Source organism: Flavobacterium faecale, from assembly GCF_003076455.1.
Lineage (GTDB): Bacteria > Bacteroidota > Bacteroidia > Flavobacteriales > Flavobacteriaceae > Flavobacterium > Flavobacterium faecale.
Genome location: NZ_CP020918.1, coordinates 4,304,702 through 4,321,937 on the forward strand (window position 1 = coordinate 4,304,702; position 17,236 = coordinate 4,321,937).

7 protein-coding genes are annotated in these 17,236 nt (G+C 35.9%); all 7 read right to left on the reverse strand.

Going from position 1 to position 17,236, the window contains the following annotated elements; all coding sequences use genetic code 11:
- Window positions 1-25 precede the first annotated feature (25 nt).
- Window positions 26-4,171 carry a hybrid sensor histidine kinase/response regulator transcription factor gene (locus FFWV33_RS17990; RefSeq protein ID WP_159086074.1) on the reverse strand — a complete coding sequence of 1,382 codons (4,146 nt, stop codon included), beginning with the start codon at window positions 4,169-4,171 and terminating at the stop codon, window positions 26-28.
- Between the two features lie 189 nt (window positions 4,172-4,360).
- Complete coding sequence (locus FFWV33_RS17995) at window positions 4,361-5,911, reverse strand: sulfatase family protein (RefSeq protein ID WP_108742178.1); 1,551 nt, start codon at window positions 5,909-5,911, stop codon at window positions 4,361-4,363.
- A 1,745-nt stretch (window positions 5,912-7,656) separates the two neighbouring features.
- Entirely contained in the window at window positions 7,657-9,066 is a 1,410-nt protein-coding gene (locus FFWV33_RS18000) for a carbon starvation CstA family protein (protein ID WP_108742179.1), read from the reverse strand.
- A 65-nt stretch (window positions 9,067-9,131) separates the two neighbouring features.
- A complete protein-coding gene (locus FFWV33_RS18005) occupies window positions 9,132-11,069 on the reverse strand; it encodes an FAD-dependent oxidoreductase (RefSeq protein ID WP_108742180.1) in 1,938 nt (645 codons plus the stop codon).
- A gap of 501 nt (window positions 11,070-11,570) precedes the next feature.
- The gene (locus tag FFWV33_RS18010) at window positions 11,571-14,609 is read right to left on the reverse strand and encodes a glycoside hydrolase family 2 TIM barrel-domain containing protein (protein WP_108742181.1); all 3,039 of its coding nucleotides are present in this window, start codon (window positions 14,607-14,609) and stop codon (window positions 11,571-11,573) included.
- Window positions 14,609-14,863 (reverse strand): hypothetical protein, encoded by a 255-nt coding sequence (locus FFWV33_RS18015; RefSeq protein WP_108742182.1) that lies wholly within the window; start codon window positions 14,861-14,863, stop codon window positions 14,609-14,611. The genes FFWV33_RS18010 and FFWV33_RS18015 overlap by 1 nt, the downstream gene beginning before the upstream one ends.
- A 514-nt stretch (window positions 14,864-15,377) precedes the next feature.
- Window positions 15,378-17,180: a right-handed parallel beta-helix repeat-containing protein gene (locus FFWV33_RS18020; protein ID WP_108742183.1), complete on the reverse strand. Its 1,803-nt coding sequence runs from the start codon at window positions 17,178-17,180 to the stop codon at window positions 15,378-15,380.
- Window positions 17,181-17,236 lie beyond the last annotated feature (56 nt).

The following is a 17,236-nucleotide window of genomic DNA, read 5'->3' on the forward strand; positions in this document are numbered from 1 at the left end:
TCTAAAATTACCCTCTTTTAGTGTCTTAACTTGGATCAGCATCTTTTGACCCGGAGTATTTACTAACCATTTCGGTAGCATATTTACCCGGAGTACTATCGTATTTCTCCTTAAATAATTTACTGAAATGGGTCCTACTTTTAAAACCAGTCATCATGTAAACTTCATTGACTGACAACTTTCCTTCGACCAAAAATTCAGCAGCTTTTTTTAATCGATAGGCTTTTAATAATTCAAATGGTGTGCAGTTGGTCAACGTTTTTACTTTTTGATAAAAGTGCGTACGATTCAAATATAAATCTTTGGCAAAATGATCTAGATCCAGATCTTGATTATCTAAATTTTCGGCCATCAAACTGTATAATTTCTCTAAGAAAACATTATCGTTACTATTGTCTTTTGTCGTCAATGTTAACGGCAGTTCTATTTGAAAACGTTCTCGTAATTGTTTTCTATTTCGTAAAATAGACTCAATTGTAGATAACAAATATTGCATGTTAAATGGCTTTTGTATGTAAGCATCTGCTCCATCAATCAACCCTTTTACTTGATCATCAATAGTGGTACAAGCAGTCAACAAAACTACAGGAATATGACTGGTTTTAATATCCGATTTGATTCGTTTACACAAATCAAAACCATTTAATTCGGGCATCAATACATCACTCAAAACCAAATCTGGCCAAGTACTGTCTAATGCTTCAGCACATTCTGCTCCGTTTACAAAAACGGCAATATTCATAAATTTAGAAAGTGTAGAGGAAATGTAATTTCGTAAATCAGCATTATCCTCCGCTATAAATATTTTTGCATCGGCAAAACTTTTATCAAACTGCAACGTTTTGTAATCAATAGAACTGAATGAAAAACTGTGCTTTACCATTTGCTCAGCAGACAGTAATTCATATTCTATTTCGCTTTGATCCTCGGTATATTCCGTATGTACAATAGGTAATTTGACATTGATTGTCGTACCGAGCCCTATTTCGCTTTCTGCATCAATGTAGCCATAATGCATTTCGACCAATTGTTTCGAAAAAGCCAAACCAATTCCTGACCCACCGATATAAATATTTTCCTTTTTCTTGGATTGGTAAAATCGTTCAAAAACATGCGGTAAATCTTCTGCATCTATTCCCCTCCCTTTATCAATTACCGAAATAAACAAATCATTTGCAACAGCATGAAAGCGTATTTGAATCGAATCATTTTCTTTGGTATACTTGAAGGCATTGGTTAGTAAATTATTAAATATCTTCTCGAGTTTGTCTTTATCTGCATACACGTACACCTTATCCGTCTCAGATACGGCATCAATTACTTTGTGCTCCATTTGTGCCAAAAACTGATACTCAGATAGCAACTCATTGACAAAGACATTGAAATTAAAATAGGAATAATTCATTTTCAACAAATTAGCATCTGCTTTTTGAAAATCATGCACTTGATCCAGTAATTTGGAAATTTTATGAGACTGTTTCTGAACAATTTTCAAGGTTTCCTCAACTTCTGGATTATTTTTAAAACGAGCATACAAGGTTTCTACAGGTCCTGAAATTAATGTTAATGGTGTTTTGATTTCATGCGAAATATTACTAAAAAAGCGGAGCTTGGCTGCATTGATTTCTTTGATATTGTTTCTTTCTAATTCTTCGATCTGAATGTTGTGGTTCAATCGTTGCATTCTCAAAATAAAATGCAAGGCAAAATACCCACCTACAATGACGGTCAAATAATAGAAAATATAAGCCCAAGAGGTTTTCCAGAAAGGTGGATCTATTATAATTTTTAGCTCTTTACTTTTGGTCCATCTGTTCAAGGTATTGGATGCCTTCACTTTCAGAACATACTCTCCAGGAGGCAAACCATTAAAATAAATATTACGTTGATCTGATGGGATTTCTATCCACTCTTTATTAATAGGCAACAATTGATACTTGATAAAGTGATTGCTTTGGGTGGAAAAATGCAGTGAAGTAACTCCTATTGAGAAAGCATTTTCGTTATAATTTAATTCCAATTCTGATAAATCGCTCAATCGCTTAGTCATCAAAACACGATCATTTAGTGTATCGCCCGCTTTTACGGCATTGTTAAAAATCTTAAGCTCTCCGAGTTCTAATCGGGGTAATTTTTCTCTACTTGGTAACTTTTTAGGGTCAAAATAGCAAATACCATCAAAGCCTCCCAATACTATACTACCATTTTTTAACCTAGCAACTCCATAATTAAAATTCTCAAATGGCAAACCATCAGAGGTGCTGAATTTTTGAAAACGATGTTCTACAATATCAAATTTATTCAGACCAATATTGGTCGTAACCCACAATGACTGCTTACCATCAAATACCATACTTTTTACGACATTATTTGATAAACCTTGTTTTTCACTAAAAGAGATAAATTCTGGATCTTTGTCACTATTTTCAACCTTACATATCCCCCCACGTTCTGTACCTACCCATAATTCTTTGTTTGGCAGTCTGATAATTGAAGTTACAAAACTACTAGGAAGTGATTTTTTATTATTCTTATCATTGGTAAATCGTTCAATTTTGACATTCTTCAAGCTTTTATTTTTCGAAAAATCGAGTCTGAATAATCCATCGGCATTTGTACCAATCCATAAAATATTTTTGTACAAAGGATCAGGATAGATTGCTCGAACCAGAGAAATCTTTAGCTCCTTAAAATAAGGGTTATCATTGAGTCTCTCTACATTAATCACGTTTTGATTAGCATCTAAATTAAAACGGTAAAAATCATCAGACCCGCCAACAAGTAAATTCCCAACTTGATCTTCAACCATTAATTTTACGGCATCGGTATTAAAATTAACTAGATTTTTTGCCTCCACAAAGGTGAGTTGATTACTACCATGCTTTACTCTAAACAAGCCTCTTTTGGCATCTTTCAACCATAAATTCTTTTTTGAATCGACATATATTGCTCCCACACGACTAGATTCTGAGCTCGAAAGCTGAAAAGGCAGGGGTTCAAATTGACTGGATTTGGTATTAAATAAGGATAATCCACCTTGAATAGTGGATATATATACTCGATCATTATCAATTGCATTCAAGGTCATAACCTCATTGGATGCTAGTCCGTAAGCTTGATTTTCACTTTTATTATAATACTTGAATGGGTTTTCATCCAAATCAAATTTAAAAACACCTTTATTAAAACTACCAACCCAACAACTGTTTTTCAAGGGAGCAAAACAACTTGTTCTGAATAAATTGGGCGCCAAATTAAAATCAGAAATTTTATACTTTTTTTGATCTGCAAGGAGTGCAGCATTCTTTATTCGAATAAAACCATCTGTAGCGGTTCCCAACCATAGATTCCCTACGCGATCGAGTGAGGTTGTAACAAATTCATAAGAGTCCAAATCGGTATGTGTAACCTGAAAAGAAGAACCTTTTGGATTTGCCTTAAAATTTATTACGGCTACCCCATGCGCAAGCGTTGCTAAGATTTTGCTACTACTTAACTTTACGATAGATTTACTGAAACTGATTTTTCCTTGACCTATTCTAGTGAATTTTTTGGTTGAAAGATTAAAAGTAATCAAACCAATGGAAGTTGAAAAAATGTAATTTGAATCGTCTAATGCTATTCCGTCAAAAAAAGAAACATTTGCATTACGTTTTTTGAATAATGGAATATACTGATGATTAAAAGAATAATCTTCGTTGAAAATCAAAATACCTTTACGCTCTGTGGCGCAAACTACTACTTTTTTGGAATCGTTAAAAAGTACTTTTCTAACAATGGGACCTGTCGCTCCTTTTTTCAATAAACTATTGGAAAACAAGGTTGTGAACTTTTCTTTGGTATAATTAAAAATAGAAATCCCCTCATCAGTACCAATCCAAAGGTTTCCTTTTTTGTCCTCAGCCAAGGTTCGAATACGATTGTTAACCAAAACATCGGTATCTACTGAATTTTTATAAATTGAAAATTCATAACCATCGTATCTATTTAGTCCGTCATATGTCCCTATCCATATATATCCTTTCGAATCTTCTAAAATAGCCGTAACGCCATTGTGCGCTAAGCCATTCGAAATTGATATATTTTTGGAATAGTTCAATTGATCTACTTGTGCCTGAAGTTGTAAGGCAAACAGTGTAAAAACAAGAGTTCGTAAGATTTTATAAAACATTTGGTGGTATGGTGTGGTTAGTTTTTTGCTAAGGGTAAATATAAACAAATACATCGGAATAACCCTTAAAAAGGCAAACTGATTACGACTCAAATCACAGCCTCAGAATGCTATAAAAAAAGCAACTCTCTATAAGTAGTACACTTGTAGAGAGTTGCTTATCAATCCTTTTTTATTCTTTTATTCTTTTTATTGCAATTTCAATTCTTGTACATTTTGGTAATCGGTACCTCTTAGTTTTTCAAATGTTTCTTTCATCTCCTTTAGTTTATCCGGAAATTGCTTTGCAACATTGTTTTGCTGACCGATATCTTTTTTAGTATTGTATAATTGGTAGTCATCAGATGGCCCCATTTCTATATTAACTTCAGTATTCATTTTAGCAGCACCTTTGTACGGAGGAATCATAATCCAATCACCTTTTCTAAGTAAAGTTTTTGAATTTGCCTCTAAAACCAATGCTTTTCTACCTACCGCACTTTTTCCTAGCAATGTGTTCATTACATTCTGACTATCAGCCAATTTAGTTTCTTTACTACCTACCATTGCTGCCAATGAAGCTAGTAAATCCATTTGGCACACAACAGCATCAGATGTTCCTGGTTTGATATGCCCTTTCCAATAGGTTAAAAAAGGAACTCTTGTTCCACCATCTAGCAAACTGTACTTCCCACCTCTTAATGGACCAGCAGGTTTATGAGTTCCAAGTTTTTCTACTGCATCGTCATAATAACCATCATTTAAAACAGGACCGTTATCGCTAGAAAAAACTATCAAAGTATTTTCTAACAAACCGTCTTCTTCCAATTTTTTCATTAATTCACCAACACACCAGTCTGCCTCAACAATTACATCTCCTCTTGGCCCTAAACCAGATGCTCCAACAAATCTTGGACTTGGTGTACGTGGTACGTGTGGTTGTTGTAATGCATAGTACATAAAGAAAGGCTTATTTTTGTGCCCATTTATATAATTTTTAGCTTCGTCCAAAAAGGTATCTGCCATATCTTCATCATGCCATTTTGCGGCTGTACCACCTTTCATGTACCCAATTCTCGGAATCCCATTTACAATACTTTGATTGTGACCATGATGCCATTTCATCTTCAACATTTCTGGGTTCGAAATCGCCGTTGGTTCTCCAGGAAAATTATTTTTGTAATCTACTTCAATTGGATCTTTTGGATCTAAGCCCACAACATCTCCGTTACGGATAAAAACCGTAGGTACTCTATCCTGAGTAGCAGCCATAATGAAGCTGTAATCAAAACCTACTTCATTTGGACCAGGACTAATGTGCTTGTTCCAATCTGTGTCACCGGTACCAAGACCTAAATGCCATTTTCCAACAATTCCAGTATCATATCCTTCTGATCTAAGCATTTTCGGAATCGTCATTTGTGCTGTATCAATTAACAAAGGAGCTGTTCCTGGAAGAATCTTCGCATCTGAATTGCGCCATGGGTACGTACCCGTTAACAACCCGTATCTACTAGGTGTACACGTAGCCGATGTTGCGTAACCGCTAGTAAAAAGCATTCCGCCATTGGCCAATTTATCAATATTTGGTGTTTTAATTCCTGTACCGCCATAAACTGCCAAATCACCATAACCTAAATCATCAGCATAGATAAATATGATATTTGGTTTTGCCTGTACAACGCTCTCGCTCTGTTTTTTTGGTGTACTTCCACAGCCAACAAAGGCAAAAACAGCCATTACAGCTATAGGTAATTTCATAGTACTAATTGTCTTAGTCATCATTTTAAATAATTTAGTTTAGTAATTTAATTTGTTTTTCCTGCAAAATACTTTTAGTACAAATACTATGAACAATGATACACCATAAACACTTTATATAAGAAACCATATGATTATTATAGCACTACAAATGTTTTTCAGTACTACTATTCACTGAAAATTACTGCTGCATCATCGTTAGTAAGACCGTGTTCATAAAAAAAGGTTTAACCTTCTACTTTCTTTTCGAAAACAATGACTTAGTGCTTACATCATTTATTTGCACCTTATCAACAAAACATTGAGTCTTCATACGAAGACCCAACGAAGTCCTGCAAAAACGTTCTTAGATATTCCTGCAATTAGTTTTGTTTTTATTTTAGTTTCAGAGTACCAAAATAAAGGATTTTGACATAAATATTTGTCTGCAAGGGTTTATCAAATGTCTTCTAGAATATTTTTTTTTACAGTTAAGTTTCTCTTTACGATAAAAGTACTCGTATTTATTTTCATAATCATTCATATAAGCTAAAGCCTAGATACAAAGTAAAATAATATAATATCAAGAAAAGCATTCTTTTCTATCTTATTTAAATACCATTTTACCCCTTATTAAAAAGTTATTTGCTAAAACAAAATTTAGATTATTCTTAAAACAGCTCCACCTGTACTAACAGTAATTTAGAAATTATTACACGACTTTTTGCCACGAATTTCACGAATTGTCACGAATTAGCAGTTATTTATAAATTACATGAATTTTTATTTAAGTGAATAGAATTCGTGTTATCTTTTAGAATCTAGCTTTGTGCTAATTCGTGTAATTTGTGTCTAAACTACTGCACATAGAACTAAAATAAGGTGTGTGTGTTTTTGCCACGAATTTCACTAATTGTCACGAATTAGTAGTTATTTATAAATTGCACTAATTTTTATTTAAGTGAATAGAATTCGTGTTATCTTGTAGAATCTAGCTTCGTGCTAATTCGTGTAATTTGTGTCTAAACTTTTGCGGATAGAACTAAAATAAGGTGTTTGTTTTTTTGCCACGAATTTCACGAATTGTCACGAATTAGTAGTTATTTATAAATTGTATGAATTTTTATTTAAGTGAATAGAATTCGTGTAATCTTGTAGAATCTAGCTCCGTGCTAATTCGTGTAATTTGTGTCTAAACTTTTGCGGATAGAACTAAAATAAGGTGTTTGTTTTTTTGCCACGAATTTCACGGATTGTCACGAATTAGCAGTTATTTATAAACTGCATGAATTTTTATTTAAGTGAATAGATTCGTGTAATCTTGTAGAATCTAGCTCCGTGCTAATTTGTGTAATTTGTGTAATTTGTGTAATTTGTGTAATTTGTGTCTAAACTTTTGCGGATAGAACTAAAATAAGGTGTTTGTTTTTTTGCCACGAATTTCACGAATTGTCACGAATTAGTAGTTATTTATAAATTGTATGAATTTTTATTTATGTGATTAGCATTCGTGTTATCTTCTAGAATCTAGCTTTGTGTTAATTCGTGTAATTTGTGTCTAAACTTTTGCACATAGAACTAAAATAAGGTGTTTTTTTTCCACGAATTTCACGAATTGTCACGAATTAATAGTTATTTATATATTGTATGAATTTTTATTTATGTGATTAGCATTCGTGTTATCTTGTAGAATCTAACTTCGTGTTAATTCGTGAAATTCTTGTCTGCATTTCACTTCCACGAAATCCAACTTTATAACTATACTGTCATTTATTTTTCGAAAGAACAAACCAAACTGATAAAAGCACTGCAACTACAATTCCACTACAATATGATAAAGTGTAATCCAATTTGAACCCTTCGGGAGCTACCAAAATATAGGTTACCACAACTGCAGTCATAAAAGCTGCTGGAGCTAACACAAACCAAGCGGTCTTTCCTTCTTTTTTAATATAAACTGCAGCTGCCCAAAGTACGACCGTTGCCAGCACCTGATTGGACCAACCAAAATACCTCCAAATAATCGCAAAATCTATTTCGGTCAATGCAATAGCAATGGCAAAAATCGGAATCGAAACCATCAATCGTTGGCTTAATTTTTTTTGATCTAATTTTAATGAATCAGCAATGGTTAATCGAGCGCTTCTAAACGCAGTATCACCCGAGGTTATTGGTGCTGCCACCACTCCAAAAATTGCCAGAATACCACCCACTTTTCCAAGCATGGTATTGCAAATAATATTCACTACCCAAGCAGCATTATGACCTTCCTCGGCCATAGTTGCTCCCAATTCTTTTACACCTCCAAAAAAAGCCATCGCCACAGCAGCCCAAATTAAGGCTACAATTCCCTCGGTAATCATGGCGCCGAAAAATACTTTTTTCCCGTGTGCCTCATTGGTGATGCAACGTGCCATCATAGGCGACTGCGTTGCATGAAAACCAGAAATCGCACCACATGCTATCGTAATAAACAATAATGGAAACAATGGATAATCAACAGGGTTGTTATGCATGTTTCTGAAAGTATCAACTGTTATTTCGGGAATTGTGTAACCTTCGAATAATAAAGCACCAAACAAACCCACCGCCATGATTAATAATGATAATCCAAACAAGGGGTATATTTTCCCGATTAATTTGTCGATTGGTAAGATGGTCGCAAGCAAATAATAAATAAAGATAATGACAATAAGAATTGAAGTATCTGTACCTGTTAACTCTTGTAAAATTGTGGCGGGTCCAACAACAAAAACAACTCCTACTAAAATCAATAAAAGTACTGCAAACACACGCATAAATTGCTTAACCGACTTCCCTAAATACACGCCTACTATCTCGGGAATCGAATCGCCACCATGTCGTACTGATAGCATTCCGGACAAATAATCATGAACTGAACCCGCAAAAATACATCCAAAAACGATCCATAAAAACGCAACTGGTCCCCATAAAGCTCCCGCAATGGCTCCAAAAATTGGTCCCAATCCCGCAATGTTCAAAAACTGAATTAAAAAGATTTTCCCCAACTGCAGCGGAACAAAATCTACGCCGTCTTCCTTACTAATCGCTGGAGTTACTCGACTAGAGTCGGCACCAAACTTTCTTTCGACATAATTGCCGTAGATAAAGTAGCCCGCCACCAAAATCAGAATACTAATTAGAAAACTTATCATATTATTATGTTATTAGAACTATTTTGATTTGCGACTACAAGTACGTATTTTTTTCTTTATTAGCATTAAGAATAACAACGAATCTCAAACATCTTTACGTTTTTGGCACCATGAGTATCTGCTAATTTTAAACGAACTGCAGTCGTAGTAATCTCTGGGAAACTAGTTTTCACCAAACGGGTTTTGTTATTAGTTACTTTCGCTACTTCTACCCATTTTCCGCTCACACGAGCTTCAACGGAAAAGTTTTTAATTAACTCTGGCGGAACACCTGAAACCTGACCTAATTCTGTCGCTTTATCTGGATTTTTATGCATCATAATACGACGCTGCAAATTGGTATCAAACTTCATTTCGACTTTTGTTAATTTAATCGGATTATCCCATTCTAATTGCAATTCGGCATTCAATCCGTCAGACTGCCAGTGGTGAATTTTTTCCACTTCGTCTCTACCCACGCCATCCAATAACAGTTTGGCATCACCAGAAGTAGTCGAAGAGGCAAAAATCAAACTCGCTTTCTTTGCCCAATCATTCAAATCATTCGCAGGACGATTGGGGAAATAAGAATCATCCCGTAACAATTGTTCTTGTAATTCGGTAATATGATTGGTTGCTAATTTCCGAGGGGTTATTTCTTTATTGATACAAAGTACAGAAGCCGTTCCTACCGCCTGCCCCATCATAGCACAGGTACTAATGATACGAGTGGATGACAACGCCATATGACTGACACTTACATTACGACCTGCAAACAACAAATTGGAAATATTTTTCGAATACAAACTTCTAAAAGGTACTTCATATATTTGTTTAAAATTCGAATGAAAGAAACTCGCTGGTTCATCCAAATTCTCAATTCCACCCGGACAATGCTCGTCCAAAGACCAACCTCCAAAAGCGACTGCGTCCGGAAAATGTTTGTACTCCTCCAAATCTTTTTGATTTAAGATATAGTCACCCATAAAACGACGTGATTCTCTACGCCCCGGTAAAGAACCTACCCAATCCAAAGCAATATTTTTGGATTCTGGAAAATCTCCCGAATTCTTGATATGATCCCAAACTCCATAAAAATACCCCATCAATTTATGACGATTCTCTTCGCGAGTATCTATAATATCGATATTACTGCCGACTTCAATCCACCAATAGCCTTCTTTGACATTCTTTATTTTTCGATGTTTATCTTTGAAAGCCTTTTTGGAATCAAATGGCAACATATAAGATGGCGGATAAAAAGGCACTGGTTTTCCCATATCTTTTGTACTCATCATAATGCAATCTCCCATTACCCAATTGTCTGGTTGGTCTGGTGCGAAAGATTCACCAAACTCTGCTTTGCCTTCACGTCCCGTACGGAACTCTGCTCCAGCCATTGCCGCCATCAATCCGTCGCCAGAGCAATCGCAGAACATTTTTCCTTCCAAGGTATATTCTGTTTCGCTGGTTAATTGCCAACAAATTACTTTTTTGATTTTGTCACCACTCATTTCTACGTCTACCGCCTGTGTGTTCAACATCAAAGTCAAATTGGGCTGACGAATGACAAAATCATACAAAACATGATCCCATACATGATAGGATTCTTGTGAGTTGTAATATAAATTTTCGATCATGATCTCCTCAATGATTCCCGTTTCTCGGTCTACTTTAAACTTATTTTGTAAACCTTGAACCCCATTTACAGTCACACGAACTTCACTCGACGCATTTCCGCCCAAAACAGGTCTGTCTTGTACCAATACCGTTTTCGCACCCGTTCTTGCAGCTGCCACCGCTGCCGATATTCCTGCCATTCCTGCACCAACCACCACGACATCGTAGCTCATGGTTTTTTTCTTTTTGTTAGGGCGTTTTATTTTTTTATTAGATTCATCCAAATCAAATAAATGTATGTCTTCTTCTTTAATAGGAGTCGCGCTGATATCACCAAATAATGGCAAAAAACTTGCTGCTATCGCTCCCTTTACTCCGGTTTGAAAAAACTTTCTGCGTTCCATAATTTTGTAATAGTTTTGGTTTTGGTTCTTGTAAAGTTAATCACTCACTCACCCATTTTTATAGTGAGGAGTAAATCAATTGTATTTACAGGTTCGTATTTACTGCAATTTTCTTAAAAAATCACCGAAATACCAATAATACGACCTTACAAAAACATTACATTCAATATAATTACGTTTTTCAGGGGTTTTTAGAGCTATTATTACAAATTGTTAACAGGAGAATAATACTTTGGGCGTGTCCCTTCGTTATCCCGAAGTTTCGGGACTACGGGCCGGGCTTTTCGCTATATCTTTTTGGCCCCGAAAAAAATCGGGCCCAAAAAGGATGTCGCTACAATCCCTCACGCGAACTGTGGTGGGATATATGATTTGATTTTTGAAAAGTAAAAATCAGAATACAGATACTAATAAATCCTCTGCTAAAACAAAAAAAAGAACTCCAACCCCAAAATCATCAGGGCTGCAGTTCTTTTTTCTTTTATAAATTAATCCAAACTATTACTTAATCACAATCTCATCAATGGCGAAAGTCGAGCCATCAGCAGGTTCGATTTTGTAGTTGTTGGCACCACGACCCAATTTGATTTTGACTTTTACGATATTCCAATCAGAGCCTAGGTTTTTGGTGTTGGGTAATTCAAGTTTTTCATTCAGTACTTTTCCGTTTACGGTGAGTTTTATAGCACTTGCTGTTTTACCTTCCACTTTGGCACTGTAACGAATCCATATTTCGGCTTTGGCTTCTCCCCCATCATTTTCTTGGCACCATTCTACCGCACCAGATTGCTTTTTATCAAAAAGTAAATAACCAGTTCCGTTGAAATCGGCTCCTTTTGTGACAATTGATACACCCGTAAATTTTGCTTGTTCCGCTTGATCACCAATCACTTTGGTGTTGGTCGGGTTATCGTTCCATACAAAACCTTCGTCTTCTGCAAAACGCTCGCTTAAAATTTCGCTTGGTTTTCCATCAATCAATACCAGTGCTTTGACTGTTGTTCCTAATGTCACAGCAAATGGTGCGCTGTATTTTTGCGACTGTACGGTTGGCGTTGTTCCATCCGTAGTGTAATAAGTTGCTATCGCTAGTTTTGGAGTTGTTCCACGCAATGCCAAAACTTGAGTGTCAATTGAAACCAAATTAGAGGTAATCAATTTCTTTTCGCCCAAAATTGCCGAGGCTACAAGCGTAACAGCTCCTGTCTCCTTAGTTGTTTCTACATATGCACGTGTGAGCCCGTAAAAAGCGATGCGATTAGAAGCTTCAAAATGTTTTTCAACATCTACCGGACTTCCATTGTCTAAGGCTCTTATTTTTCCTGCTCCTAATACCGTAAAATAGGTTCTATTTTCACCATACGGATACATTTCGCCCTTCGCATCTGTTGCCGTAATACGTACTTGCACGATGTCGTTTCCTGATTTCGATAATGGCTCTCCATCAATTGACAATCTATTTTCGGAAGGTGTATCCGCGGTGCGAATAGTTTCTTGACTTACGATTCGTCCGTTTTTGTAGCCCACTGCTTTTAGTGCTCCTGGTTGGTAAGGCACCATCCACTGGCATTGCATTTTGTCCCACTCGGTTCCTGGATTGATTTTCCCTAACGAAACTCCGTCAAAAAACAATTCGACTGTATCACAATTAGAGTACACCCAAACCGGAATCTCCATTCCTAATTTCATTTTTGGATGTGTCCAATGTGGTAAAATATGAACCATGGGTTTAGTTGTCCACTGGCTTTGGTACAAATAAAATAAATCTTTTTCGAAATTAGCCATATCAATTGCACCACCCATAAAGGATTTAAAAGGCCATCCACCATGTACATAACCCGCTTCGCCAAAGTAGTCGTGTCCTGTCCAACGGAAAGAGCCTGCGTAATTGGGAATGTCCCGTATCTGTGCAATATTGTGACGCGACGTCAATCGAACCGTAGCATTATCATAACTTGAATTGAATATTTGTTTTCTAAACTTACGATTCGCTTCTTCGATCCAATCGTGGGTAAAAACCTCTTTCTCGGTCAAATCCGGAATTTCGTACGGTTGTTGTTTTGTGTTGGGATAACCATCACGATACCAAGTTTTCGTTCGATAATACCCTCGTACTTGCCACGTATGTGTATTTTCGGTGGCGATAAAAACACGGTCTTTGGGTAAAGTATCAAACCATCCCATTTTTTCACTGCTTCCATTTACCCCAAAAACATCCATAAACTCAGAACCCGAATGGCCAGAAGTTACTGGTCGCGTTGGATCGTTTACATGACATTCTGCTACCAAATCCTTTCCAACATCGCCATGCGTTTCGTTACCAACACTATAAATCACAATTGAAGGATGATTGTGATCGCGACGAATCCAGTCTGTCAAATCTTTTTTCCACCATTTTGCAAAAGCTTGCTCCCCATAATCATGAGTTGCTTTTTGCTCCCAGCCGTCAAAAATTTCGTCCATGACCATCATTCCTATTTCGTCACACATAGCATAAAACTGTGGCGTTTGCGGATTGTGAGCCGTTCGGATGGTATTTACACCCATATCTTTTAATTGCTGAATTCGAAAACGCAAAATTTTATCTGGAACGGCAGCTCCCAAAGCTCCAGCATCTTGATGGTTGCAAACTCCTTGAATTTTCACGTTTTTTCCGTTAATCCACATTCCTGTTTCGGGAATCCATTTTATATCTCGGATTCCAAAACGGGTTTCGAAACGATCTACCAGTTTTTTACCCTCATAAATTTCGCTTACCGCTTTGTATAAAGTCGGTGTTTCAATTGACCACAATGACGGATTATCTATATGTGTTTGTTGCGCTACTTTTTGTGTCCCATTCGAATGTAACTTTAATTTGCTTTCGATCTTTTGTACCGATTTACCATTGGCATCCAAGAAAGTCGTTTTCAATATCACTTTTGCCTTCTTGGTAGTCGAATTTTTAATTTCTGTATCGATTTTGATTTTATTTCCTTCTGTTCGAACAAAAACACCATCGTTTACTACATGAATATTGTCGCGAATATCAATCCAGGTGTTTGCGTAGATTCCGCTACCGGTGTACCAACGTGCGGATGGTTGCTGGTCATTGTCCACGCGCACCGCAAAGGTGATGGTATTGGAAGTACGAACTTGTTCACTAATATCATAGCCAAAAGTTATCCAACCAAAAGGTCGAACACCTAGTTTCACACCATTGGCATAGACCGTACTATTCATAAAAACGCCATCAAAAATAATTTCGATCTGCTTTCCTTTCCATTCTTTGGGAACAGAAATGGTTTTGCGGTACCAACCAATTCCTGCTGGCAAGTACCCACATTTATCTCCCATCGGATTTTTTTCGTCGTACTCCCCCTCAATACTCCAGTCGTGCGGAAGGTTTAGTTTTCGCCATGATTGGTCGTTATAGCTTGAAACTTCACCACCAACAATGTCTTTCTGGATGAAACGCCACTGGTCGTTGAAATTTATTTTTTGTGTCTGTCCCACTATCCAGAACAAACAACTGGCAATAAGTATGATTCCTTTTTTCATTATAAACTTTTTACTTTTTTATCCTGACTCCATAAATACTCTGGATAATAATTGTGTGCCAATACTTGATCGGTAAATCCATAAAAATGGTCAAAACCTTGCGTCAACGGACTACCCAAATCATCGGCCAAAATGTAGATTACATTTGGTTTTGCTGCTATGGATGCAGTTGACTTTTTACTACCATTACACGACAAACTCAATAATGCTGCAGCTATAATTACTCCTACACTTTTACTTGGTGATATTAACACGCTATCTATTTTGTTATTTATTTTAAATTTAGAAAAGTAAATTTCACTTTAAATATTCTAAAGAATAAAGCTACCAATACATAAATTGTATCTGACAGTTCATTTGCCTAAAATTATAGTTGTACCAATTACTTTTATAAAATAGTCTGATTTGTCAGTTCGAGCGTAGTCGAGAACCCCTTGTACATCTCGACTACGCTCGATGAGACAAAAAATGATTGGACTATATTGAACAGATTTTTGGTATTATAAAATAAAAGGAGCCCGATTGTTCATCGAGCTCCTTTTGTAACTTATGTTCTTTTTGTTTTAACCGCTCTAAAAATGCCTAATTTTCTCCACTTTGGTAAGACCTTTATCAGGGTTTGGTGTTGGAAGTTGCGCCTCAACATATTTTCGCTAGACTTGCAATTATTGTAGCAATTAGTTCGCTTTTTATTCTTCTGTTTTTGTAGTCCAGTTCATTTCTCTATAAATACTGAAACTGACAGCCGAATTAAACAATCGCTATAATTTAAAACCCTTTATTTCCTTTTACTTTTAGATTTTTCTTAGAAGTTTCATCAGCATTTAAGATGTTTTTATTTTCTCCTTTATAGGTATTTTTTGAAATAGCTACGTTATTGCAATTGATCAAATCAAACATTGGAGAATTTGGGTATAAATCTACTGCTTCCTTCGTTTGAATAATGGTGTTTCCGGTGATTTTCAATCCATCCACACGATCTGCCCAAATTATGCGACTACCAAAAGTTTCTATAGTATTGTTTTCGAAAGTAATATTACGGTCAAAAAAAGCTTTATCGTCAAAGTCTTTTCCTAGTCTTGGTGTTACATACAAAATAGCCGATTCAGCTCCACCGTAAGCACAATGAACGAAATGATTGTTTCGAATACTAACATCTTCTACTGCACCAGACTCAAACCAGTAATAGTTATCACCACGTAACTGAATGGCAGACATCATCGAAGAGAAGTTATTGTTTTCGATAATAATTTTCAATGGCGTTTTGATAATCACATTACGCGCTCGGTGGTCATTAATCGTACAACCACGCATCGTAAATACAGGATTCCACGTTTTATTTTCTAAATTATCTCCTAGCTTTAAATTTGAAGGAAGGTTGTTTTCGAAAGTAATTTGAATGAAACGATCGTTAACCGTAAGCACTTTAGCGACTTTGTTTACGGCAACTCTATCAGGACTTGGCTGTTGAATGAACCACATTTCGTCCCCTATTCCAGCAAATTCAAATCCTAACTGCTCAAAATGTTTTAATTCGACCACTACCGTTTTGGAATCAACAATTTTATTGATTTCTACATAAGTACCATGGACGTTTGTACCGTCGTCTAGCATGTGTTGAAATTTACAGTTTTCGATCAAAATATTTCCTTTACAGTTGCTAAAGTGTGTTGCATCTGCAATTGTAGAAACTACTCTATCTGAACCTGGACGGACAAAAATGCCACATTTTGAGATTACAATTTCTTCAGATCTTTCGAATAAAAAACCCATTCCTAAAGCATGGTGAATGGTGATTCCTTCATAAAGAATATTTTGAGAATTCTTCGTTTGAAAAGCTGGTGCATAACGATTTTGCTCGCTTTCACCTTTCGAATTTAACACATTCCCTACAGAAGGATAATTTCTGAATTTATCATATATTCTAATGATTCCGTTTTGTTTTTTCTCTACATAACGAGGACCTACAGACATATCCAATGCTCCGTACGCCACTCTTTTGAGCTTTGGATCAAATTCCAATGTACTTCCTAATTCGAAAAATGAAAATCCGTCAATATCAGGAAACGAAAGTTGGTCTCTGTTTAATGTCCATGAATATCCTTTTGTAAAAGGTTTCACTTCAATCCAACCTTCTTTTTGATTTACAGTCATTACTTCAGATTGGAATAAAAACGGAATATCCCAGTCAATCGTAAAGTTTTTGGCGGTTACTTTCTTGCAATTTTCAATTTGAAAAGGAGCTACTTGACCATGAAAAATAAATTCAGACCCATTCCCTTCGATCGCAACCGAATCATATCCTTCTAATAAAAAAATGATCTTTTTGAGTCCGTTACCGTGATTGGTAATGTAACTGTATTTATCTACGGCATAGTCAGGTAGAAAAAGATACTTTCCTTTTTCGAATACAATTGAAACATCTTTATCGGTATTATCTTCTATAGCTTTTCGAACTATTGGTGTCATATCACCTTCTTGATGTTTAATGTTAATCACTGATTTTGCAGTCGATTGAAAAGATACCAACAGCACTGCGGCTGCCATTATTTTTAAAAAGAATTGATTCATTATTTATTTTTTAAAATTATAGTAATCTATTGCGTGTTGCTATACCAATTGTCTAT